General features: G+C 71.6%; 18 protein-coding genes. 8 read left to right on the top strand and 10 right to left on the bottom strand.

Annotated elements, in window-relative coordinates:
• Positions 1–90 precede the first annotated feature (90 nt).
• The 4 genes from HNR67_RS24600 (at position 91) to HNR67_RS24585 (ending at position 4,838) form a co-directional block, all read left to right on the top strand.
• Positions 91–2,865: a BTAD domain-containing putative transcriptional regulator gene (locus tag HNR67_RS24600; protein ID WP_185004593.1), complete on the top strand. Its 2,775-nt coding sequence runs from the start codon at positions 91–93 to the stop codon at positions 2,863–2,865.
• Positions 2,862–3,512, top strand: coding sequence for a TetR/AcrR family transcriptional regulator (locus HNR67_RS24595; protein ID WP_185004592.1), 651 nt, complete (start codon positions 2,862–2,864; stop codon positions 3,510–3,512). The genes HNR67_RS24600 and HNR67_RS24595 overlap by 4 nt, the downstream gene beginning before the upstream one ends.
• An 88-nt stretch (positions 3,513–3,600) precedes the next feature.
• Complete coding sequence (locus tag HNR67_RS24590; protein WP_185004591.1) at positions 3,601–4,254, top strand: hemerythrin domain-containing protein; 654 nt, start codon at positions 3,601–3,603, stop codon at positions 4,252–4,254.
• Between the two features lie 32 nt (positions 4,255–4,286).
• Complete coding sequence (locus HNR67_RS24585) at positions 4,287–4,838, top strand: class I SAM-dependent DNA methyltransferase (RefSeq protein ID WP_185004590.1); 552 nt, start codon at positions 4,287–4,289, stop codon at positions 4,836–4,838.
• Here the strand turns inward: HNR67_RS24585 and HNR67_RS24580 are convergent.
• The gene (locus HNR67_RS24580) at positions 4,799–6,046 is read right to left on the bottom strand and encodes an FAD-dependent monooxygenase (RefSeq protein ID WP_185004589.1); all 1,248 of its coding nucleotides are present in this window, start codon (positions 6,044–6,046) and stop codon (positions 4,799–4,801) included. The genes HNR67_RS24585 and HNR67_RS24580 overlap by 40 nt on opposite strands.
• A 115-nt stretch (positions 6,047–6,161) precedes the next feature.
• Here HNR67_RS24580 and HNR67_RS24575 point away from each other — a divergent pair, with 115 nt between their 5' ends.
• A complete protein-coding gene (locus tag HNR67_RS24575) occupies positions 6,162–7,085 on the top strand; it encodes a TetR/AcrR family transcriptional regulator C-terminal domain-containing protein (RefSeq protein WP_185004588.1) in 924 nt (307 codons plus the stop codon).
• Here the strand turns inward: HNR67_RS24575 and HNR67_RS24570 are convergent.
• The 4 genes from HNR67_RS24570 to HNR67_RS24555 all read right to left on the bottom strand — a co-directional run bounded on the left by HNR67_RS24570 (position 7,075) and on the right by HNR67_RS24555 (position 12,731).
• Positions 7,075–9,231 (bottom strand): polyprenyl synthetase family protein, encoded by a 2,157-nt coding sequence (locus HNR67_RS24570; RefSeq protein WP_185004587.1) that lies wholly within the window; start codon positions 9,229–9,231, stop codon positions 7,075–7,077. The two genes, HNR67_RS24575 and HNR67_RS24570, sit on opposite strands and share 11 nt — an antisense overlap.
• Positions 9,218–10,639, bottom strand: a complete 1,422-nt coding sequence (locus HNR67_RS24565) for a family 2B encapsulin nanocompartment shell protein (protein ID WP_185004586.1) — start codon at positions 10,637–10,639, stop codon at positions 9,218–9,220. Before HNR67_RS24565 ends, HNR67_RS24570 begins: the two co-directional genes overlap by 14 nt.
• A 266-nt stretch (positions 10,640–10,905) precedes the next feature.
• Positions 10,906–12,078, bottom strand: a complete 1,173-nt coding sequence (locus HNR67_RS24560; protein WP_185004585.1) for a sensor histidine kinase — start codon at positions 12,076–12,078, stop codon at positions 10,906–10,908.
• A complete protein-coding gene (locus HNR67_RS24555) occupies positions 12,075–12,731 on the bottom strand; it encodes a response regulator transcription factor (protein WP_185004584.1) in 657 nt (218 codons plus the stop codon). The genes HNR67_RS24560 and HNR67_RS24555 overlap by 4 nt, the downstream gene beginning before the upstream one ends.
• Positions 12,732–12,862: 131 nt before the next feature.
• Here HNR67_RS24555 and HNR67_RS24550 point away from each other — a divergent pair, with 131 nt between their 5' ends.
• On the top strand, positions 12,863–16,051 hold the full coding sequence (locus HNR67_RS24550) for a S8 family peptidase (protein ID WP_185004583.1): 3,189 nt from the start codon (positions 12,863–12,865) through the stop codon (positions 16,049–16,051).
• 57 nt (positions 16,052–16,108) lie between these two features.
• Here the strand turns inward: HNR67_RS24550 and HNR67_RS24545 are convergent, their stop codons facing one another.
• Together HNR67_RS24545 and HNR67_RS24540 are read right to left on the bottom strand one after the other, a co-directional pair.
• Positions 16,109–17,002 carry an NADP-dependent oxidoreductase gene (locus HNR67_RS24545; RefSeq protein WP_185004582.1) on the bottom strand — a complete coding sequence of 298 codons (894 nt, stop codon included), beginning with the start codon at positions 17,000–17,002 and terminating at the stop codon, positions 16,109–16,111.
• Between the two features lie 31 nt (positions 17,003–17,033).
• Positions 17,034–18,134: an FAD-dependent monooxygenase gene (locus HNR67_RS24540; protein ID WP_185004581.1), complete on the bottom strand. Its 1,101-nt coding sequence runs from the start codon at positions 18,132–18,134 to the stop codon at positions 17,034–17,036.
• A 91-nt stretch (positions 18,135–18,225) separates the two neighbouring features.
• Here HNR67_RS24540 and HNR67_RS24535 point away from each other — a divergent pair, with 91 nt between their 5' ends.
• Both HNR67_RS24535 and HNR67_RS24530 read left to right on the top strand, forming a co-directional pair.
• Positions 18,226–18,813: a TetR/AcrR family transcriptional regulator gene (locus tag HNR67_RS24535; RefSeq protein WP_185004580.1), complete on the top strand. Its 588-nt coding sequence runs from the start codon at positions 18,226–18,228 to the stop codon at positions 18,811–18,813.
• Positions 18,800–19,585 carry a BPL-N domain-containing protein gene (locus HNR67_RS24530; protein ID WP_312987946.1) on the top strand — a complete coding sequence of 262 codons (786 nt, stop codon included), beginning with the start codon at positions 18,800–18,802 and terminating at the stop codon, positions 19,583–19,585. Before HNR67_RS24535 ends, HNR67_RS24530 begins: the two co-directional genes overlap by 14 nt.
• A 7-nt stretch (positions 19,586–19,592) precedes the next feature.
• On the opposite strand, the gene HNR67_RS24525 is transcribed toward HNR67_RS24530, so the two are convergent.
• The 3 genes from HNR67_RS24525 to HNR67_RS24515 form a co-directional block, all read right to left on the bottom strand.
• Positions 19,593–21,215, bottom strand: a complete 1,623-nt coding sequence (locus HNR67_RS24525; protein WP_185004579.1) for an alpha/beta hydrolase — start codon at positions 21,213–21,215, stop codon at positions 19,593–19,595.
• A 78-nt stretch (positions 21,216–21,293) separates the two neighbouring features.
• Positions 21,294–22,286, bottom strand: coding sequence for a CU044_5270 family protein (locus HNR67_RS24520; RefSeq protein WP_185004578.1), 993 nt, complete (start codon positions 22,284–22,286; stop codon positions 21,294–21,296).
• Complete coding sequence (locus HNR67_RS24515; protein WP_246492583.1) at positions 22,283–22,915, bottom strand: RNA polymerase sigma factor; 633 nt, start codon at positions 22,913–22,915, stop codon at positions 22,283–22,285. The genes HNR67_RS24520 and HNR67_RS24515 overlap by 4 nt, the downstream gene beginning before the upstream one ends.
• Between the last annotated feature and the right edge of the window lie 14 nt (positions 22,916–22,929).

Raw genomic sequence — 22,929 nt, 5'->3', positions numbered from 1 at the left:
CGTCGGTGTAACGACCGATACAGTCACCGAGGTTGACGTGCCAGGATCGTTCTGATCATCATGTAACGGTCGTTACCCATCGGAGCGGACATGCACCAGCAGACCAGGCCACTGACCTGCAATGTCCTCGGCCCCACCGAGATCGTGGTGGACGGCGTGGCCGTCGAGCTGGGCGGACCGATCCCGCGCCGGATCGTCACCGCGCTGGTCGCGGCCGGTGGCCGGGCGCTCAGCTACACCCGGCTGGCCGAGGTGGTGTGGGGCGAGCGGAACCCGGCCCACGCCAGGGCCACCCTCCAGGTCTACGTCTCCCGGCTGCGTGGCCTGCTCGGCGCGGACCGGGAACGGCTGGCCAGGGACAGCACCGGCTACCAGCTCGTGCTCCCGCCCCAGGGCACCGACGTCGAGCGGTTCGGAGCGGGCATCGCCCGCGCCCGGCAACTGCTGGACAACGGTGACCCGGTCGCCGCCCTGCGCGGTGCCGGGCAGGCCCTGAAACTGTGGCGGGGCAGGCCATACCGCGATCTGCGGGGCCACGAACTGGCCGAGGCGGAGACGACCAGGCTGCTCGAACTGCACGAGGTCGCCGTGGAGACCCGGGCCGCCGCGCGGCTGGCCTGCGGGGACGCGGCCAGCACGGTGCCCGAACTGGACGCGCTGACCACCGAGGCGCCGTACCGGGAAACCCGCTGGGCACTGCTCGTGCTGGCCCTCTACCGCAGCGGACGGCAGGCGGACGCGCTCTCGGCGTTGCGCAGAGCGCGGACCGTGCTGGCCGGGGATCTGGGCATCGACCCCGGCCAGGAGCTGCGGGACCTGGAGCGGCGGGTGCTCGCGCAGGACCCGCACCTGCTGCTGCCGGCGCCCCCTCGGGCGGCCCTGCCACCGCCGCGCAGGCTGGCGATGCCGTTGACCTCCTTCACCGGACGCGAGCGGGAACTGGCCGCGCTCGCCTCGGCCGCGCGCACGCATCGCCTGGTCACGCTGGTCGGCTCGGCGGGGGTGGGCAAGACCAGGCTGGCGCTGGAGTACGTCAACGGCCTGGCCGAGCCGGACGGGCCCTGGCTGGTCCGGCTCGCCGACGTGCACGACGGCACCCTGCTGGCGCAGACCGTGGCCACCACCATGGGCGTGGCCGGTGGTGCGGTCGAGGCCGTGCTCGCCACCTGCGCCGGCACCCTGGTGCTGGACAACTGCGAGCACCTCACCGAGGCCGTTGCCGGGTTCGTGCTGCACCTGCTCACCGTCTGCCCGAGCCTGCGGGTCCTGGTCACCAGCCGCGAACACCTCGCGCTGGACGGCGAACAGGTGCTGCCCGTGGCGCCGCTCGCGGTGACCGCGCCCGACGGCGGCCCTGGCCCGGCCATCGAGTTGCTGACCAACCGGATCCGCGCGGTCCGGCCGGGGTGGACACCCGCGGCCGAGGACCTGCGCCAGGTCGAGCAGCTGTGCACGGCCCTGGACGGGCTGCCGCTGGCGCTGGAACTGGCCGCGGCGCGCACCAGGGTGCTGGGCCTGGCCGAGATCGTCGAACGGCTGGACGACCGGTTCGCGGTCTTCGGGCGGGTGCCGCGTGGCTCGGTCGCCGCGCACAGCAGCCTGCGGGCCGCCATCGAGTGGAGCGTGCACCTGCTGTCCGCGACCGACCGGGACTTCCTGTACCGGCTGTGGCCCTTCGACGGCGGCTTCACCTTCGAGGCCGCCGCGGCCGTCCAGGAGCCGGCGGCCTCCTCGTTCGAGTCGTTGTCCTCGCTGGTGGCCAAATCGGTGGTGGAGGCGGACACCACGGCCAACCCGACCCGCTACCGCCTGCTGGAGTCCGTCCGCGCCTACTGCCGGGAGCACGACACCTCGCCGGAGGGCGCCGGGCGGCACGCCGCGTGGGTCCGCGATCTCGTCGACGCGCACAGCCAGGAACTGCTGCTGGCCAGGGGCGGGGCCACGATCCGGCTGCTGACCGCCGAACTGCCGAACCTGCGCGCGGGCATCCGCCACGACATCGGGCACGCACCCGAACTGGCGCTGCGCACGATCGGCTTGCTCAGCTGGTTCTGGATCCGCGGTGGACACTTCGGGGAGGCCGAGCGGCTGCTCGACGCGGCGTTCGCGGCCGCGCCCGACGCGGACCCGCTGGACCGGGCGCGGGCGCTGATGGTCCGCGGTGACCTGCTCAGCTTCGGCGGGGCCGGGCTGCTCAGCGCGGAACCGCACTACCTGGCGGCGGTCGCGCTCACCGAGACCGGGGACAGCGCGGAGCATCGCGCGTTGCGTGGGCTGGCCAGGTACCAGAGCGCCTTCGGCGGTATCGCGCTGCGGGATGTCCGCCGGGCCACCGAGTACGCCGGACACGCCCTGGCGGCCAGTGCGAACCTCGATCTGCCGTGGCTGACCAACGGCGCGCTGATGGTCCACGGCGCCGCGCTCGTGCTGCGGGGCGATCACCTCGGCGGCGAGGCCGGGCTGCGCGAGGCCGTCGCGATGGCCCAGGAACACGGACTGACCTGGCTGGAGGCGTGGGCCCACCACCACCTCGGCCAGTCCCAGCTGAGCCGCGGCGAGGGCGTACCGGCGTTGGCATCCCTGCGCACCGCCCTGGACCGCTACCTGCGGACCGAGGACATCACCTTCACCCTCATCGTGCTGCTCACCATGGCCGCCGCCATCCGGCAGCTCGGCGACCCCGCGACAGCCGGTGTACTGGTCGCCACCGTGGACCGCAAGCGCAGGCGGCACGGCATCCAGCCCGGCATGATCCTGCAGGCGGCGACCAGCCTGATCGGCGACGTCCCGCCGTATGCCCCGACCTCCGCACTGGACTGGGCGGACACGCTCACCCTCGCCCGCACCTGGACACCCACCGGATGAACCACCTCCCACCACGCTTCGCCGCCACCGGCTCGCTGGGCAGGCTGCTGAACACGGCCGTGGAACTGTTCGCCGCCCGCGGCTACCACGGCGTCTCCGTCCGCGACCTCACCGCCGCGATGGGAGTCAAACCCAGCTCGCTCTACGCGCACTTCCCGTCGAAGGAGGACCTGTTCGCGCACCTGGTTTTCCTGGCCAACGAGGAGATCCACGAACGGCTGCGGTCGGTCCTGCTGGAATCCGGCCCGGACCCGGTGCGGCAGCTGCGCGCCCACGTCCGCTGTTACGTCACCTTCCACGGCGAGTACCCGCTGCTGGCCGCGGTCGGCCACCACGACCCGCACGTGCTCGGCAAGGGCATGGACCGGGTGATGGTGCTGCGCCGGGCGGCCATCGATCTGCTGCTGGCGATCATCAAGCGTGGCAACGAGTCCGGCGCCTTCGCCTGCGCCGATCCGTGGCTGGCGGTGGCCGCGATCGCGGGCATGGGCATCCGGGTGGCCTCCTGGTTCCGGCCGCCCGGGTACCAGGCCGACCCGAGCTTCGAGGCGTATCCCCTTGAGGTGCACGAGTGGACGCCCGGGTACACCGCCGCGCGGATCGCCGAGACCTACGCGGACTACGCCCTCGGCATCGTCCGCGCCTGACCCGGTTCCGGCGGTGGCGTCGCGGTGTAGGCCGCTTGCAAGGGCCGCCCCGCATCATGCCGTCACCACAACGATGGCTGGAGGCGACGTGACCGAACAGCGGGCCGTCCCGTGGGAACTGGGCCTGATCCACCGGATGCTGAAGCGTGAGTTCCGCGCGCTCCCGCTGCTCGTGCACACCATCCCCACCGGGGACCTCCGGCGCGGCACGGTCGTCGCCGCCCACATCGACCTGCTGGTCCAGGTGCTCCGCAGGCACCGCGACGGCCAGGACGAGTTCCTCTGGCCCCTGCTGCGGCACCGGCTGGGCGCGGACACCGACGTGCTGGTGCGGATGACCGCGCGGAACACCCGGCTCGCCCACTCGCTGAGCCGGCTGACCTCCCTGCTCATCTCCTGGCTGGACACCCCGGATCCGGGCACCGGCCACCGGCTGCTCGGCGAGTCGCTGCGGGTGTCCGCCACCGTCGACGAACACCTCTACGAGGAGGAGACCGACATCTTCCCGCTGATCCACACCCACCTGACCCGCGGCGAGTGGCAGGCCGTACTGGACAACGCGAAGGCGTACCTGCGCGCCCACCCGCACGCGTTCGTCATCCTCGGCATGTACCTCTGCGACGCGACCCCCACCGAGCAGGAGGAGTTCCTGGCCTCGGTGCCAGCCGACTTCCGGGCGGGCTGGGCTGCAATGGGTCAGGAGGAGTACCGGCGGTCCCGGGCGCTGCTGTACCCGGTCTAGCGCCGCCCGGGTCCTGTGCCATGGTGGACACCATGACCTGGGATGGCGAGGACTACCAGCGCCGCTTCGACCGCCTGGCCGACAGCGGCGCCGACCTGCACGGCGAGGCCGACTTCGTGCGCGCCTACCGGCCTGGCTCCGTCCTCGACGCCGGTTGCGGCACCGGCCGGGTCGCCATCGAACTGGCCCGGCACGACATCGAGGTCGTCGGGGTCGATGTGGACACCTCCATGCTCGAGGTGGCCAGGAAACGCGCGCCGCACATCACCTGGCACCGCCGCGATCTCACCACGCTGGCCCTTGGCCGCCGCTTCGACCTGGTCATCATGGCCGGCAATGTCCCGCTGTTCACCCCGGAGGGCACCCAGCAGGCCCTGGTCTCCGGGGTGGCCGGCCACGTCGCGCCCGCGGGCGTGCTCATCGCGGGCTTCTCCCTCGACCGCGGGTACACCGCCGAGGACTACGACGCGCACTGCGCGGCCGCGGGACTCACCCTGCTCGACCGTTACGCCACCTGGGACCGCAAGCCGTTCACCGGCGGCGACTACGCCGTCTCGGTCCACCGGGCGCCATCGGCGGTCTGAGCGGTCCCCGCGTACGGCTTCAGGGTGATCGAGTTCGCCGCCTTCTGCATCCCGCCCATCATCGCGCCGCCGCCGGGCAGATGCGGCAGCATCCGCATGAACTGGTTGCGCGCCCAGATCCCGCGGCGGGTGCGCGGGGCGAACCCGCTGGAGCCGCCGGGCGGGCGCTTCAGGTTCAGCGTCACGTAGTCCCGCATTTCCTTGTCGTACTGGGCGAACGCGACGCGGTGGTCGCCGTTGGCCGCGGCGAGTTCGCCAGCCAGGACGTAGGCGCCGACCAGTGCCAGGCTGGTGCCCATTCCGAGGGAGCCGCCGAAGGCCGAGTCGCCGAGCAGGACGGTGCGGCCGCGGTGCCAGCGGTCGACGCGCACCTCGCCGACCCGCGCGAGGTACAGGTCGTCGGTCCGCCCCAGCTGGTCGAGCAGGGCCGGGATCTCCCAGCCAGCCCCGGCGAACACCTCGGCCAGCAGCTTCTTCTGCGCCTGCACATCCCGCCGGTCGTAGGCCAGTTCCGGCGAGACGAACCCGAGCAGCACGCGGACCTCGCCGGTGTCGCCCAACGGGTACAGCAGCGCCACCCGGCCACCGACACCGTTGCCGGCGGGCAGGTTGTACATCACCTCCCAGCCGTCCAGGTCGAGCTTGGTGCGGGCCGGGAAATAGGACGTGTAGTAGCCGAGATCGTGGACGAACTCCTTGTCCTGACCGAACATCAGCGCGCGTACGCCGGAGCGCAGCCCGTCCGCGCCGACCACGAGGTCGAAGGACCGCGCGGGTCCCTTGTCGAAGGTGACCGCGACACCGTCACCGTCCTCGGCGATCTCGGTGATCATGTTGTCGTACAAGATGTCCAGGTCCGTGCCGGCGGCCTCGTGCAGGATCCGCACCAGGTCGCCGCGCAGGATCTCGATCTCGGCCACGATGCCGCCGGAGTCGCCGAACGTCTCGCCGCCCATGGCCGCGACCCGCCTGCCGTGCTCGTTGAGCCAGGCGACGCCGTGCGTGCCGGTGTGGTGGGCCCGGATGGTGTCCATGATGCCCATCCGGGTCACCACCTCGCGGGCGGTGCCGCGGATGTCGATCGCCTGGCCGCCCGAGCGCGGCGCGGGCGCGCGTTCGACCAGGGTGGGCTGGAAGCCGTGGTGGCGCAGCCAGTAGGCCAGGGAGAGTCCGGCGACGCTCGCGCCGGAGATCAGAACAGAACGCATGTGTACACCGTACGAACACCGCCGGTACGGTGTACACATGCCCTAGTGCACTTTGTTTCCAGGGCAGATCACGGGTTCGCCCGGGAGTGAACGCACTAGTGCGCTTGGAGGCTTGGTGGACAGCGGGGCGCCGTATCAGCGGATCGTGGCGGAGATCAGGGACCGGATCGCGCGCGGTCGGCTGCGGCCCGGCGACCGGATCCCGTCCACCCGGCAGATCACCCGGGAGTGGGGAGTCGCGATGGCCACCGCCACCAAGGTGATCGCCACCCTGCGCGAGGAGGGTCTGGTGGACACCAAACCCGGCGCGGGAACCGTGGTGCGGTCGGCGGATCGCCCGCCGACCCGGACACTCCCGCGCGAGCAGGAGTTGGGGCGGGACCGGATCCTGCGCGCGGCGATCGCGATCGCCGACGCCGACGGGATGGCCGCGGTGTCGATGCGCCGGGTGGCCACCGACCTCGGCACCGCGACCATGTCGCTGTACCGGCACGTCTCCGGCAAGGAGGATCTGCTGCTGCACATGGCGGACCGGGTGATCGCCGAGGAAACCTTGCCAGCGCGGCCCCCCGCGCACTGGCGGGACTGCCTGGAGTTATCCAGCCGTCTACTGTGGACGGTCTGCCGGCGGCGGCCCTGGGTGGCCGAGGTGCTGTCGATGACCCGGCCACGGGCCACCCCGAACCTGATGTCCTACACCGAATGGGTGCTGACCGCGTTGCGCGGACTCGGTCTTGGTGTCGAGGACATGTGGTACATCCACCTCAACCTGGTCAGCCACATCCGCGGCCTGGCGCTGTCCCTCCAGGCGGAGACCCGGGAACGCCAGGACACCGGCCTGACCAGCGAGGAGTGGATCAGCACCCAGGCGGCGAACTTCGCGGAGATCGTCGCCCAGGGCCGATATCCGACCCTGGAACACCTGGCGGACCAGGAGTTCGAGCAGGATCTGGACGTCATGTTCGAGTACGGCCTCCGGCTGGTGCTGGACGGGGTGGAGCGGCAGCTGACCCGTGAGGCCGGTGGACTCAGCCGCTGACCCGGGCCACCAGCCGCCGGGCCGTCGCCGTGCCGAGGCCGGTGGGTCCGGCCAGTCTGCGGGTGATCGGCTGCCCGGCCGCGACCGGGTCCGCGGGCTGGTAGCGGGCGGCGCGCTGGTGCCAGGCCTGCCAGCCGGGCAGCCAGTCCCGCAGGCTGTCCACGTGTTCCAGCACGGTGGCGCGCTGCGCGGCGGAGAGCTGATGTGCCTGGCACATCTCGGGAATCTCCACCTCCGCGATGTGCTCGAACTGCCGGACCCTGGCGGTGATCATGTCGTTGCATGCCTCCGCCGCCTGCTGCGGGCCGCAGCCGAGGAGTTTTTCCAGCAGCAGCACCATGTTGCCGGTCTCGCCAGGGTCGCCAGCCTCGCGGTCGTAGGAGTAGATGTCGTTGAGCAGCAGGGCGCCGTCGGTGACCGCGTCGAGCAGGGACCGCAGGGTCGGGCCGTCGGCGACCGCGGCAGGCAGTTCGGCCGCCTTGGCGAACTCGGTCAGGTGGTCGGCCACCCGGCCGCCGTTGGTCATTCGCTTGGCCGCCAGGTACTCCAGCGGGTTGGCGGTGTGCGTGGCCGCGGTCTGGCGTAGTTCCTGGAGGTGTCCGGTCAGCAGTTCCGCCAGCGCGCCGTGGATGCGGGCCCGCCACGCGGGCGACATCGCCGGGGCGGTGCGGGACCACAGGTCGGCCAGTGCGCGCTCGGTCGGGTTGGCCGGCTCCGGTGCCGGCCGGCCGGGGTCGGTTGGCAGGAACTCGGGCAGCCTGGCCAGGTATGCCTTCGCGCCGGCCAGGTCGCCGGTGCGGCCGAACTTCTCCACCAGGTAGTCGTCCAGGTGGAACAGCCAGGTGTACCAGTCGCTGACGGTGGTGAGCGCTTCCGTTGGCGTGTCAGGGAATTTGTGCGCGCACAGCAGGCCGAGGTCGTTCGCGGCGAGCTGGGCCCGGCTCCACGGCATGACGGCCGGATCCTCATCGACCAGGCCCAGCCGGATGGCCCAGGCGTCGGTGTGCGCGCGGGCGGTTTCCAGCTGGGGATTGAGCCGGGCCGCGCGGCTGAGCCGGAACTCGGGCAGCTGGAAGGACCGGGATGTGCTGGGGGCAGCGGACTTCTCGGCCGGAACGGGTGTGGCGGTCGTGGCGGGTGGGGTGGTCAGCAGGTGGGCGAGCGCGGTGAGGTCCGCGGCGGCCCCCGGGCGGGGGTTCGCGGCCTGGAGGCAGCCCAGCGCCGCGTCGAGCTGGCGCTGGGTCTCCTGGTGCGCCCAGGTGCGGGCCCCGGCCTCCTCGATCAGCTCGGCGCAGGTGCGCAGTTCGGCGTCCGCCAGTGGCTCGTCCCGGTGGTACAGCTCGGCCAGCCGGGCCGCGGCCGCGTTGCCCGCGTTGAGGGCGGCCACCACCGGCAGTGACTTCTTGCGGGCGCGCAGGTCGGCCAGCACCGGCTTGCCGGTGATCTCCGGATCACCCCAGATGCCCAGCAGGTCGTCGTTGAGCTGGAAGGCCAGTCCGAGGTGCTCGCCGAACTGGCGCAGCTGCCAGACCTGGTGCGGCGCCGCCCCGGCCGACAGCGCACCCAGCTCGCAGGCCAGTGCGAACAACGCGCTGGTCTTGTCCCCGACCATGGTCAGGCACTCGTCAAGGCCCACCTCGGTCCGGCCCTCGAAGGCCATGTCCGCCGCCTGGCCGTCGATCAGCCGCAGCAGCGCCGCGTCCAGCCGCGGCACCCCCTCGGCGGCCAGCGGCGCGCCGTCGCCGACGAGTGCCTCACCGGCCAGGGTGATCAGCGCGTCCCCGGCCAGGATCGCGGCGGGCACCCCGTAGACCGTCCACGCGGTCGGCCGGTGCCGCCGGGTCGGGTCCTCATCCATCACGTCGTCGTGCAGCAGCGAGTAGTTGTGCGCCAGCTCGACCGCGGCCCCTGCCCCGGCGGCCCGCCCAGGCGCGCCGCCGACGGCCTCGGCCGCCAGCATCGCCAGGGCAGGCCGCACCATCTTGCCGTTGTTGGCTGCCACCGGGCGGCCCTGCTCGTCGCACCAGCCGAAGTGGTAGCCGATGACCTGGCGGGTGCCGGAGTTCATCCGGTCCGCCGCCGCCTTCAGCCCCGGTGTGACCAGTTCCCTGGCCCGGACGAAGGGATCGGCATCAGCCGCGGCCATCAACACTCCCGAGCTGCACGTGCTCCAGCACGCCGAGTGCGTCCGGCACCAGCACGGCCAGCGAGTAGTAGCAGGTGATGAGGTAGTTGACGATCGCCTTCTCGTCGATGCTCATGAACCGCACGCTCAGGCCCGGCTCGTACTCGTCGATCAGCCCGGTCTTGCGCAGGCCGATGACGCCCTGGTCCTCCTCGCCGGTGCGCATCACCATGATCGAGGTGGTGCGCTTCTCGGTGATCGGGATCTTCCAGCACGGGTAGATCGGCACCCCGCGCCAGGCCGAGACCCGGCCGCCGGGCACGTGCACGGTCTCCGGCGAGATGCCCTGCCGGGTGCACTCGTCCCGGAAGGCCGCGATGGCCTCGGGGTGGGCCAGGATGAACCCTGGGTTCTTCCACACCGTGTTCAGCAGCCGGTCCATGTCGTGCGGGGTGGGCGGGCCGGAGCGGGTGTAGATGCGCTGGCCGAAGTCGGCGTTGTGAAGCAGGCCGAAGTCCCGGTTGTTGATCAGCTCGTGTTCCTGGCGCTCCCGCACCGCCTCGATGGTCAGCCGCAGCTGCTGTTCGAGCTGGTCGATGGGCTCGTTGTAGAGGTCCTGCACCCGGGTGTGCACGCGCAGCACGGTCTGGGCGATGCTCAGCTCGTACTCGCGGGGCTTCATCTCGTAGTCGACGAAGGTGCCGCTGAGCAGCTGTTCCCCTCGGTGGCCGGACCGGATGTCCACCTCGGCCTCGCCATAGGGGTTCTGCGCCTTGTCCGCCTGCGCCCGCTGCCGCTCGATATGCGCGCGCAGGGAGGCGGACTGTTCCAGCAGTTCGTGGAAGTCGGCCCTGCTCAGCGACATCACCGTGCAGGCGGTGGCCGCCTTGACCGAGTAGTCCCACCGGCTGTCGGCATCGAGCAGGAACTCGTCCCCGAAATGGTCGCCGTCGGCCATGATGGTCAGGGTCGACTCCTGGCCGTACTCGCCGTCCCGGAGTTTGGTCAGCCGCCCGTGCACCAGCAGCACCAGCTCATCGGCCGGGCTGTCCGCGCTCACCAGCACCTGGCCTGCCTCGTACTCGCGCTGGGTGAACCGGCCTGCCATCAGGCCGAGCGCGTCGATGTCGGCGCAGTCGTGCAATAACGGCAGTTCGGTCAGCTCGGCTGGGATGACCTGCACCTGGCTGCCGGTGGTCTGGAAGGCCAGCCGCCCGTCCCCCAGGGTGTAGTTCAGCCGCCGGTTGACCCGGTAGGCGCCACCGCGCGCCTCCACCCAGGGCAGCAGGTTGAGCAGCCACCGCGGCGTGATGCCCTGCATCTGCGGCACGGACTTGCTGGTCGAGGACAGTTTGCGCGCGGCTTCCGTGCTGAGGCTGAGCTGCCCGCCGCCGTTTCCGTTGCGCTGCGGAGAGCGTTCGTCAGTCATTTCGCGCACAGCACGACCACCAATCGAAATGGGGATTGTTGAGCAATCGGTTCCAAAGCGGAAGCGACGCTATGTGGAGCTGATCCACGAGGACAAGCCAGCCTGGACGGTTTAACCCGATCGGGTTCAAAAGCGGACATTTCGTGCCGAGGCCCTTGATTGTCCGGCACGATTATCCGCCGCGCGCCGACCGGAACCGGGGTCACCGAATGGCCGATTGACCTTGATCCACCATTCCGGTGAAATGGCCGCGATAGCCATTTCGATTAGGAGAAGGCGCCGGTCTCCGGCTGGGGAATCCGGGCGGGCAGTGTCAGCGATACGGTCAGCCCGCCATCGGGCCGCGGTTCGGCGGTGACCTGGCCGCCGTGGGCGTTGGCCACCGAGCGGACGATCGACAGGCCGAGTCCACTGCCGCGCCGGGAGCCGATCCGGTCGTCGCCGAGCCTGCGGAAGGGCTCGAACAGCCGGGGCAGGTCCTCGGCGGTGATCACGACGCCGGAGTTGGTGACCGAGATCGTCCCGGGTGGGCCGCTGTGCACGTGTACCCAGCCGCCCTCGGCGAGGTTGTGCCGGATGCCGTTCTCGACCAGGTTCTGCACGGCCCGTTCCAGCAGCGCCGGGTCGCCGTGCACCGGTGCCGCCGTCAGGTCGGCGGTGATCGTGACCCCGGCCGCCGCGGCCTCGGTGCCCGCCGCCTCGATGACCCGGGCGGCGAGGTCGGCGAGGTCGAGCGGCTGCACCGTGAGTTGTTCGTTCTCGCTGTGGGCCAGGGTGAGCAGGCCCTCGATGAGGCGTTCGTGCCGGTCGTTGATCTCCAGCAGCGAGCCGCCGAGCTTGCGCAGCTCGGGTGGGGCGTCCTTGCGGCGCATGGCCACCTCGACCAGGGTGCGCTGCATGGTCAGCGGGGTGCGCAGTTCGTGCGAGGCGTTGGCCACGAACCGGCGCTGACCGTCGAAGGAGCGGTCCAGCCGGTCGAGCATGGTGTCGAAGGTGTCGGCCAGTTCCTTGATCTCATCGCGCGGGCCGTCCAGCGCGATGCGCTCGTGCAGGCTGCGGTCGGCCACCCGGCGCGCGGTGTCGGTGATCCGGCGCAGTGGCCGCAGCGCCCGCGCACCGAGCAGCCACACCAGCAGCATGGTGACCGTGCCGACCACGGCGAAGGCGATCACCCCCTGGAACAACAGCGAGTCCAGGATCGCCGACCGGAACTGCTCCTCCAGCACGCCGAGCTGGTCCGGCGAGCTGTCCGGCAGCGTGGGGACGGCGAGCCCGAAGGTCGGCTCCTGACCGGCCTGGGTCAGCACCAGCCGCGCGGTCGAGCCCAGCACGCGGTCGAGGCTGCGCGCGACCAAAAGATAGGTGAGGCCGAGCAGTGCCGCGCTCGCGCCAAGGACGAACAGTCCACACAGCACGGTCAGCCGGGTGCGGAAGGTCATGGGATCCGGTATCCCGCGCCGGGCACGGTGCCGATCACCGGCGGCTCCCCCAGTTTGCGCCGCAGCTTCATCACCGTCATCGGCACCACGTTGGTGAACGGGTCGATGTGCTCGTCCCAGACCCGTTCGAGGAGTTCCTCGGCGGAGACCGGCCTGCCCTCGGCCCGCAACAGCTCTTCCAGCACACCGAACTCCTTGCGGGACAACGGGATCAGCGCACCGTCCCGATGGGTTTCCAGGCGTCCGGGGTCAACTCGGATGCCGGCCCGGCTCAGTACCGGCGGCGCGGCTGGCCGGGTCCGGCGGCCGAGCGCGCGCACCCTGGCCACCAGTTCGCCGAAGACGAACGGCTTGGGCAGGTAGTCATCGGCGCCGAGGCCGAGTCCGGCGATCCGGTCAAGCACCGATCCGGCGGCGGTGAGCATCAGAACCCTTGTCGCCGCACCGGATTCGACGACCGCGCGGCACACCTCGTCCCCGTGCACCACCGGCAGGTCCCGGTCGAGCACCACGACGTCGTAGGCGTGCACCCCGATCCGCTCCAGTGCAGCACCGCCGTCGTAGGCCACGTCCACGGCCAGCGCTTCCTCGCGCAGCCCTTCCGCGATGGCCTCGGCCAGTACCCGTTCGTCCTCGACGAGCAACACCCGCATGCGGCCTCCCGTCCCGTTCGAGCTGAGCATAGGCGCGGCCGGGCGAAACCGAGAGCGGTGGTTATCGCGGATTTATCGGCCGTGGTGCTTGATGTGCCCATCATCCCCTTCCCGGAGAGCTGGAGGCATTCGTGCGACTCAGCGTGTTGGGCGCGGTGCTCGTGCTCGGTACCACCTTGGTGCCGGGCATGGCGACGGCCCAGGAGAGAACACCGGATCCAGGGTCACTGCGGTGGGTGACCCTGGTGACCGGCGATCGGGTCGGCGTGACGCCCGGCAAGCTCAGCTCGGCCGTGGTCCGGCCGGGCGAGGGCCGGGAGCGGAAACGCTTCACCACCCGGCAGGTCGGCGGTCGCTTGCACGTGGTCCCCGAGGACGCGGAACCGTTGCTGCGCAAGGGTGTGCTGGACCGGCGGCTGTTCGACGTGACCGCGCTGATCGAGTCCGGCTACGACGACATCACCCGCGCCGACCTCCCGTTGATCATGAGTGCGCCGCAGGTGCGGGCGGCCGGGGTGCGGGTCACCGCCGAGCTGCCCAGCGTGCGCGCGGCCGCGGTGACGGTGGCGAAGAGCCGGGTCGCGCAGCTCTGGCAGACGATCACCACCTCGGGTGTCGAACGGGTGTGGCTGGACGGCAAGCGCAAGTCCACTTTGGACCGCAGCACCGCGCAGATCGGTGCGCCGTCGGCCTGGCAGAGCGGCCTGACCGGCAACGGGATCAAGGTGGCTGTGCTGGACACCGGCGTCGATGAGACCCACCCCGACCTGGCCGACCGGCAGCTGGCCGAGCACAATTTCACCGGCGACGCCGACGCGGTGGACCGGCAGGGGCACGGCACGCACGTCGCCTCCACCATCGCGGGCACTGGCGCGAAGTCCGGCGGCAAGTTCAAGGGCGTCGCCTACGGCGCGAAGATCCTCGACGCCAAGGTGCTCGACAGCAACGGCTCCGGCTACGACTCCTGGATCCTCGCCGGGATGCAGTGGGCGGCCGAGCAGGGCGCCACCATCGCCAACCTCAGCCTCGGCGGCGGTGACGGCGCGGAGGTCGATCCGCTGGAGGAGGCGGTCAACACGCTGACCGCCAAGTACGGCACGTTGTTCGTCATCGCGGCCGGGAACAGCGGCCCGCACGCCAAGAGCGTCGGTTCCCCCGGCAGCGCGGACGCCGCGCTCACCGTGGGCGCGGTCGACCGGGACGACAAGCTGGCCCCGTTCTCCAGCCGTGGGCCGCGGGTCGGCGACGGCGCGATCAAGCCCGACATCACCGCTCCCGGCGTCGGCATCGTGGCGGGCAGGGCCACGCACGGCCGGATCGGCACGCCCGCCGGGGACGGCTACGTGTCGATGTCCGGCACGTCGATGGCGACCCCGCACGTCGCCGGGGTCGCGGCGCTGCTGGCCCAGCGTCACCCGGGGTGGAAGGCCGCCGATCTCAAGGCGCAGCTGACCTCCTCCGCCACCCCGAACCCCACGCTCGGCGTCTTCGAGCAGGGCTCGGGCCGGGTCGACGTCGGCAAGGCGCTGAACCAGACCCTGATCAGCACCTCCGGCAGCCTCGGCTTCGGCACCCAGCAGTGGCCGCACGACGACGACAAGCCGGTGACCAAGCCGGTCACCTACCGCAACACCGGGACCACCGCGCGCACGCTCACCCTGCGCGTCGAGACCCAGGCGCCGCAGGGAATGTTCACCGTGGACCGCACGACGGTGACCGTGCCCGCAGGCGGCGAGACCACGGTCCAGGTCACCTCGGACACCCGCACGCCGGGAGCGGACGCGCTCTACACCGGCAGGCTGATCGCGTCCGACTCGACGGTCACCGTTGGCACTCCGCTCGCCGTGGACAAGGAGGCCGAGAGCTACGACGTCGCCCTCGACGTCACCGACCGGACAGGCCGCCCCGCGTCGGACTTCGCCGGCACCGCGGCGGGTGCCACCACCGACCACCAAACCAGCGGTGCCAACGGAAAATCCACCCTGCGCCTGCCGAAGGGCAGCTACACCCTCTACTCCAGCATTTTCACCGGGAGCGAGACCACCTTCCTGCTGCACCCGGTTCTCGAGGTCACCCGCAACCTCGCGATCACCCTGGACGCCAGGGTGGCGCGGCCGGTCACCGTCACCGTGCCCAGCCCGACCGCCACGGTCTTCAACGCCGATGTCGGCTTTGTCAGGACCCTGCCGGACGGCGTCTGGGTCGGCGGCGGCATCCTGGCCGGCGACCTGAACGGAATCTCCACCGCGCACATCGGTCCGTCCCTCAACCGGGACGAGTTGACCGCCAGGGTGCACACGCAGTGGGCGGACAGCACCCGTACCTATAACCTGGCGTGGTTCGAGCAGGGCCGCCTGCCGACGGGCTTCGAGCGCCGGGTCCGCGAGGCCGACCTGGCCACGGTGCAGGCGGAGTACGCGAGCGTCGCGGGCAGTCGCACCGGCGGGAAGGCGCTGCTGCCCAAGCCGTTGCGCGGTGACACCGTGGCGTACTCCCGCATGCTGGACCTGCCGCTGCCGTCCCGGCGCACCGAGCACGTCCTGGCCGAGGGGGTGCGGTGGAGCGGTGTCCTCACCCAGTTCGGCACCGGTCCCGACCGGGCCTCGGAGACGGAGCTGCGCTCGATGTTGACGCGGTACCGGGCTGGTCAGTCCACAGTGGAGCGTTGGAACACCGGGGTCGTGGGTCCCGCGATGCCGGAGCGGTTCGCACCGGACCACTGGCTCACCAGGACCGGTGACACGCTGACCGTGCGGCTGCCGCTGTTCAGCGACGGCGCCGGGCACTGGGGCCTGCCCGTCCGGCAGGACAGCGGGCGCACCACGGTGTACCAGAACGGCAAGAAGATCGCGGAAGGCAACCTGCCCGGACTCGGCGACTTCACCCTGCCCAAGGAGGCGGCGGAGTACCGGGTGGAGGTCGAGGCGAGCAGGGCGGCCACCACACTGTCCACAAAGGTCAGTGCGTCGTGGACGTTCCGGTCCCGGAACACCACCCGCACGACGGCGGTGCCCGCGATGGCCGTCCGGTTCACCCCGAAGCTCGACGAGTTCAACCGGGCCCAGGCGGGGGTGCCGTTCACCGTTCCGGTGACCGTCGAGCGCCAGCCCGGCTCGCCGGGGGCCATCGTGCGCGAGCTGACGGTGGAGGTCTCCTACGACGACGGCAAGACCTGGCAGCAGGCGCCGGTCGACAAGGGAGCGGCCAAGCTCACCCACCCGGCCGAGGGAGGTTTCGTCTCGTTGCGCGCCAAGGTGATCGACAGCGACGGCAACAAGCTCGAGCAGACCATCATGCGCGGGTACGAGCTGAAGAAGTGACCTGACCGGCGCGGGGGCCGGGGAGGCGATTCATCGCTTCCCGGCCCCCGCGGCCGCTCAGGGGACCAGCACCCGGCGGCCTCGGGTGTGACCGGCCTGGCTGTCGAGATGTGCGGCCGCTGCTTCGGCGAGCGGGTAGGACTTCTCGACCGGGATGTGCAGCCTGCCCCGCGTGATCAGGTCGGCCGCCAGGGCGAGCGCGTCCGGCAGGCTGCCCGCCTCGCCGGAGAAGCGGACGCCGTGCTCCGCCGCGCCGAAATCGGCGATGGAGACCACCTTGTCCGGATCCCCGGTCAGTTCGATCAGCTCGCGGAGCACACCCGAGCCCGCCACATCGAGCGCCGCGTCGACCCGGCCCAGCCGCCGCACCCGCTCGACCCAGCCTTCGCCGTAGGTCACCGCCTGCGCGCCAAGGCCACGCAGGTAGTCCTGGTTGGCCGGGCCCGCCGTGCCGATCACGGTGATGCCGCGGTCGCGGGCGATCTGCAGCACCGCCGAGCCGACGCCGCCGGAAGCCCCGCTGACCAGCAGCGTCTGCCCCGGCCGCACCCCGACCTCGCGCAGGATGCGCAGTGCGGTCTCCACCACCGAGGGGTATCCGGCCGCCTCCTCGAACGTCAGTCCGGCCGGCATCCGGGTCCAGGCCGAGAGCACCGCGAACTCGGCGTAGGCGCTCGAACCCACGCCGAACACGTGCTCGCCGACCTCGACGCCTTCGACGCCCTCCCCCAGCTCGTCCACCACCCCGGCGGCGTCAAGCCCAAGCCCGGCAGGCAGTTCGATCGGGTGGGCGTCCTGGAGCGTTCCGGTGCGGATCCGCCAGTCGAACGGGTTCACGCCCGCGGCCCGCACGGCGATGCGCACCTGGCCGGGGCCCGGGTGCGGCTGCTCGGCGGTGTCCAGGCGCAGCACTTCCGGGCCGCCGAACTCGGCGAAGGTCACTTTCCGCATGTTCTCGTTCCTCACGTTGTTGTTGGTGTGCTTAGTCAGTGGCAGGCGCGGTGCCGAGCATCCAGTGGCTGAAGGCGGCGTAGCGCTCGGCGGATTTGGCGGCCCCGTCGGCCTGCTCGACCGCGTCGGCGTGCGCGCGCACCTGGTCGAAGCGGGCTCTGCGGGCGTTGTCATAGCGGGCGAGCGGCTCGGCCAGGCCGGATCCGCGGGCCAGTTCGGCGCGTAGCACCCCGGCGTCCTCGATGCCCAGGGTGCCGCCGGCCGCGATGTGCGGGGACAGGCCGTGTGCGGCATCGCCGATCAGCATGACCCGGCCGGTGGTCCAGTGCGGCAGCTCGGGGACGCGCATGATCCGGTTCTCCAGGATGGACTCCTCCGGGGTCGCCGCGATCATCGCCAGCAACTCCTCGTGCCACCCGGACCCGGCCACGTTGCGGGCCCGTAGCAACGCCCGATCCCGTTTCCCGCCAACGAGTTCACCGGCGTCGAACTGGGAAACCCACCACATGGTCCGATCCGCCGCGACCCGGGTGTAGCCACCCCTGGTCCGCGCGGAGCCGATGGTGACCATCGTGCCTTCCGGCCGCTCGGCACCGGCGGGGACCACGGCCCGCCAGGCGTGGTGACCGGCGTGCGGGACCGCCGCACTGCCGGGCAGCATGGCGGCGCGCACCTCGGAGTACACCCCGTCCGCGCCGATCAACAGGTCCGCCGCCAGCCGGGTGCCGTCGCCGAGGTGCGCCACCACGTGCGTGTCCTGCTCGGTGAAGCCGGTGACGTGCGTGCCCAGGCGGATCCGGTCCCGCCCGGCGGCGTCGGCGAGCAGGGTGGTCAGCTCCGGCCGGGGCACCATCAGGAACCGGTAGGCGTCCGGGCCGTAGCCCGCCGCGCGTTCCGGGCGGCCCGCGGCGTCGAAGAACCAGGCGTCCACGGGCTCGCCCAGCCGCCGGACCCGCTCGCCGATGCCGAGCAGGTCGAACTCCCGCAACGCGTTGTCCCACAGGCCGATGCCCGCCCCGGCCGCCCGCACCTCCGGCGCCTGCTCCAGCACGGTGACCTCGTGCCCGATCAGCCGCAGCGAGGCCGCGGTGGTCAGGCCGACCAGGCCCGCGCCCACGATCACCGTGCGCATCGTTGGTCCCCCTCTCGTCTCGCCATCGAACGTAACACTAACGGTTAGCTTTAAACAACAGCTCCACTTTTGCACCTGATAGCATCAGCGCATGACCGCACCGCCCGGACGTCGGGAGCGCAAGAAGGCCGCGACCCGGCAGAAGATCGCCGACACCGCGTTGCGGCTGTTCCTGGAGCGCGGGTACGACGCGGTGGGCATCCGGGACGTGGCCGCCGAGGCCGATGTGGCGGTCACCACGGTGTTCTCCCACTTCGCCTCGAAAGAGGCCCTGGTGTTCGAGCAGGACCAGGAGTTCCAGGACCGCCTCACCCAGGCGGTCACCGGCCGGGCGCCAGGCGAACCGCTCATCCCCTTGCTGCGCGAGGAGATCCGTGCCCTGGTGCGGCACTGCTCGGCCGAGGGTTCCGCGCCGACCTGGCACCTGATCGAGGAATCCCCCGCGCTGCGGCAGTACGAGGAGTCGATGCGCCTGCGCCACGCGGACTCGCTGGCCGCGGCCCTGACCGCCGACCCGGACCTGCACCGGAGCGCCACCGCCTGCCGTGCGCTGGCCCGGTTCGCGATCGAGGCGTTCTCACTGGCCCGCGAGGCGGCCGAGCCGGACGCCGCGGTGGACGAGATCTTCCGGATGATCGAGGCGGCCTGGTCCGCGACCGGAGCCGGTGATCGTGCCTAGTCAGTCCACAGTGGACCGTCGACGGCTGCTGTTCGGCCTCCTCCCGGCCGCGGCGCTGCTGGCGGCCGGTTGCGCCCAGCCCAAGACCGAGCAGCCGCCAGCCCAGCCGCCGAGCACCCCGCCGCCGCTCGCGCTGGTCTACAACGGCCCCCAGGGCTGTACCGACTGCGCGCCGGCCGTGGCCACGTTGCTGCGTAACGCACCTCGGCCGTACCGGGTCGAGTTCGTGACCGCGCCGACCGCCGCCGCACTGGCCGGGGCACAGCTCTACGTCCAGCCCGGCGGCGGCGCCGACCTCGACGGGACCTGGCGGCAGCTCAAGGGTTCCGCCGGGGTGATCCGCGACTGGGTGCGGGGCGGCGGCAGCTACCTCGGCCTGTGCTTCGGCGCCTACCTGGCCGGCCGCGACCCCGGCTTCGACCTGTTGCCGGGCGACACCGAGGGCTACGCCGGATCGCCCGGCAGCACGGTCCCCGACGACCGGCACACCGTGATCAAGGTGGACTGGCAGGGGAAATCACGGCACATGTACTTCCAGGACGGACCCACGTTCGTCCTGGCGGCCAACGCCACCGCCACCGTGCTGGCCTCCTACCCCAACGGGAAACCCGCCGTGCTCGTCGCCCCGTTCGGCAAGGGCCGGGTCGGGGTCAGCGGCCCGCATCCGGAGGCCGACGAGTCCTGGTACGCCGAACACGGCCTGCGCAACCCCGACGGCGTCCGCCTCGACCTGGCCCACGAGCTGATCGAGGCCACCACCGGAGGCCGCTGAAACCCGCTCAGCGCAGGCGATCCAGCCGGTACCGCGCGATGATCGAGCGGATGCCGTCGGCGAGCGAGCCCGGTTGTGCCTGCGGTGCAACGGGTTCACCGTCGGCGGGGACGTCCGGGCGCGGGCTGCCCGCGCACAGCGACCGGGGGCCGGGCAGCACGCCGTTGATCAGGTACTCGTCGACCTTGGCGGTGACGCAGGTGTTGTGGCCGTACAGCCCGTGGCTGCCGTCGTCGGGCACCGAGATGAGGTGGTCACGCAGCCTGCGGGCCATGGCCGGGCCACCGGCGTAGTGCGTGGCGATGTCGCCCTCGGCCTGGATGACCAGCCCGGTGGGATAGCCGTTCCGGTTGAGGGCAACGGGTTTCTCCGGCGGGGTGAAGCCGCGGAAGGTGCAGGGCTTGGGCGCGGCGGCCATCGCCCCGGAGCCGTACGGGTGCTTGTCCCGGAACACCTTCATGTCGCGGTAGTAGGTGTTGAGGTCGCTCGGCCAGTCCGCCTCGCAGTTGAGCGCGTAGTAGGCGCCGGGCATGGTCTCCGGGATGGCCCGCCGGGCGAGCAGGCCCAGTGCGGCGCTGGTGTCCGGATCCGGTTTCGACCCGGTCAGCTCGCGGAGCCTGCCGACGACCAGCCCCAGTTTCTGCCACATCGGCCGATCGTTGGACCAGGTGAGGATGCTGTCGAACAGGCTCCGCTCCACGCTGTGCAGCTGCGGCATGCCTGGCGGCGGGTCGAGCAGGTCGACCGGCTTGACGGCCAGCTTCCGGCCCACCTCGTCCAGGGTGCGGCGCACGGCCGCCGGGGTGGCGCCGAGGCGGAAGGTGCGGTCGCGCTCGGCCAGCCACCGGCTCCACACCTCGACGTTCTCCCCCGCCGCGATCGACTGGTGCTTCCAGGTCTCGCGGTAGAGCCAGTCCGGGTGCATGGCCGAGTCCAGGACACTGCGGTTGAGCCGCTGCGGGAAGAGGCTGCCGTAGACCGCGCCGAGGTAGGTGCCGTAGGAGTACCCCAGGTAGTTGATCTTCTTCTCGCCCAGCACCGCCCGGATGACGTCCATGTCCCGCGCGGTGTTGGCGGTGCTGATGTGCGGCCGCATCCGGCCACCGGCCCGCTGACACCCCGCCTCCAGCTCCCGCGCCTCGGCCGCGATCTTCGGGAACTCCTCGTCCGCGGGCCGGTTCTGGTCAATCGGATCCTGGCCCTCGCACTGCAACCGCGTGGACCGGCCAACGCCCCTGGGATCGAAGCCGATCAGGTCGAAGTGCCGCGCGATCCGGTTGTCCGCCACCGCGACCGGCATCGAGGAGCCGAGCCCGCCCGGCCCACCAGGGTTGAGCAGCAGCACACCCCGCCGGACCGCCGGTTCCTTGGCCTTGATCCGGGTCACCTGGATGTCCAGGGTGTCCGCGCCGGGTTCGCGGTAGTCCAGCGGCACCTGGACGGTGGCGCATTCCATCCGCTCCCACTGGATCCCCGGGTAGTCCGGATGCGGTGTGCACTGCTGCCAGGCCGGTTGTTGCTGGTGGAAGCGGGTCCCTCCGGTGGAGGGCGTGGCCGCCGCGGTGGCGGGGAGCAGGGTCAGGCCGGTGATCGCGGCCAGCGCGGTGCGCAGGGCCCGCTGGTGTCGCACGTGGTCACGCTCCGAACACTGGGTGAGCAGGTCGAGCGGACGGTAGGGGGCGGGGTGTTTCCAGGAGGTCTCCGCGACTCAGGGCACGGCCGCGTGATCGGCCAGCTCGAACACGGTGTAGCCGACCACCGAGGGCACCGGCAGGCCGAGTTTGCCGCTGGACTCGGTCAGCATCTGCTCCTCGCCGAGGATGATCCCGTTGTCCTGGCTGACGATCAGGGTGTGCCTGGTCGGCAGGCCGCGCAGGGAGTTGGTCAGCGCGAAGGCCCGGCCGGTGCGGCCAAGGCGGTCGGTGGTGCTGCCCTGGTAGACCAGGCCGGGGACGGTGGCCAGGACGCGGAGGACGGCGGCGCGTTCGGCCGGGGTGAGGGCGCGTTCGCGCAGCAGGTCGGTGATGGCCACCAGGACCTCGCCTGCGCCGTTCGCGGGTGGGTGGTCCTTCTGCAGCCAGCGGGCCAGCTCGGCCGGGTCGGTCGGCGGGCGGTCCGGCCAGTGCCGGAACTGGGGGCCGGTGGTCACCTGGGGCCGGCCTGCCTCGGTGGAGAGACCGTCGGCGATCCAGCGGTCGCGGGCCGCCTGGTCCGGGAACTCGGGGACGCCTGATCGCTTGACCGTGCGGCCGGTGCCGTCGGGGTTGAGCCAGGACTCGATCTCCTCCGGGACCACCGCGTTGCTGTAGCTGTTGCGGGTCAGGAACCAGCCGATTCGTTTGAGGTGGTCGGTGGCCGGGACCGGGTTGGGCAGCTTGTCGGTGGCGTCGGCGATCTGGCGGAGCAGTCCGATGGCGTCCTCTGGTCGGCCGTCCTGCTTGTAGGACAACGGTTTCGGGGTTGCCGCGACCGCGGCCGGGGTGGGGCCGAACAGGGTGGTGGCGGCCACCAGGCCGAGCACCACCACCACGGCGGCGCCGGCCAGCAGCCAGATTCGGCGGGCGGAGCGGGTTCGCTGGGCGGTGGTGATGGCGTGCAGGAGGTGTAGTTCGCGCTGGCGGGCCCGGCCTGCCGGGAAATCCCGTTCGGGGGGTGCGGGCGCCAGTTCGGCCAGGGCCCGCACGTCGTCATCCCGCTTCATCGCGTCTCTCCTTCGGCGGACTGGTCATCGCCCTCTCTCTGCCCGGCCGTGCGCACGAGTTCCCGGTTGGTGACCAGATTCCGGTCCACCAGTTTCTCCAGCCGGGCGCGGGCCCTGGACAGGCGGGAGCGGACCGTGCCAACCGGGACGCCCAGTGCCTCCGCCGCGGCGGCGTAATCCAGGCCGGACCACACGCACAGGGCCAGCACCTCGCGGTCGGCCCTGGGCAATGCGGACAGGACCCGGCGCAGTTCCGCGATGCGTTCCTGATCGTCCAAACGGGACGCCAGCTCCTCGGCGAAGTCCGGCAGAGACGCGGGCGGCGGCATCTGCTCCAGCACCGCCCGGTGCCTGCGGGCCACTCGCCAGTGCCTGCGCACCACGTTGGTGGCCACGCCCAGCAGCCAGGGCAGCAGCGAACCGCCCTCGGCGTCGATCTTCGCGCGCAGCCGCCACGCCTCCAGGAACACCAGCGACACGCAGTCCTCGGCCACGGCCCAGTCGCCGGTCAGCCGGAAGCAGTGGTTGTACACGGCGCGGCCGCACTCCTCGAACAGCACGGCGAAGGCGCTCTGCTCGCCAGAGCGCACCCGAGTGCGGAAGCCGGGGTCCATGCCGTGTTCTGCCATCCTGGTGAACGCTA

The sequence above is a fragment of the Crossiella cryophila genome, from assembly GCF_014204915.1.
GTDB lineage: Bacteria > Actinomycetota > Actinomycetes > Mycobacteriales > Pseudonocardiaceae > Crossiella > Crossiella cryophila.
Note: the sequence above shows the minus strand (reverse complement) of the source record. Positions and strands in the feature narration are given on the sequence as shown.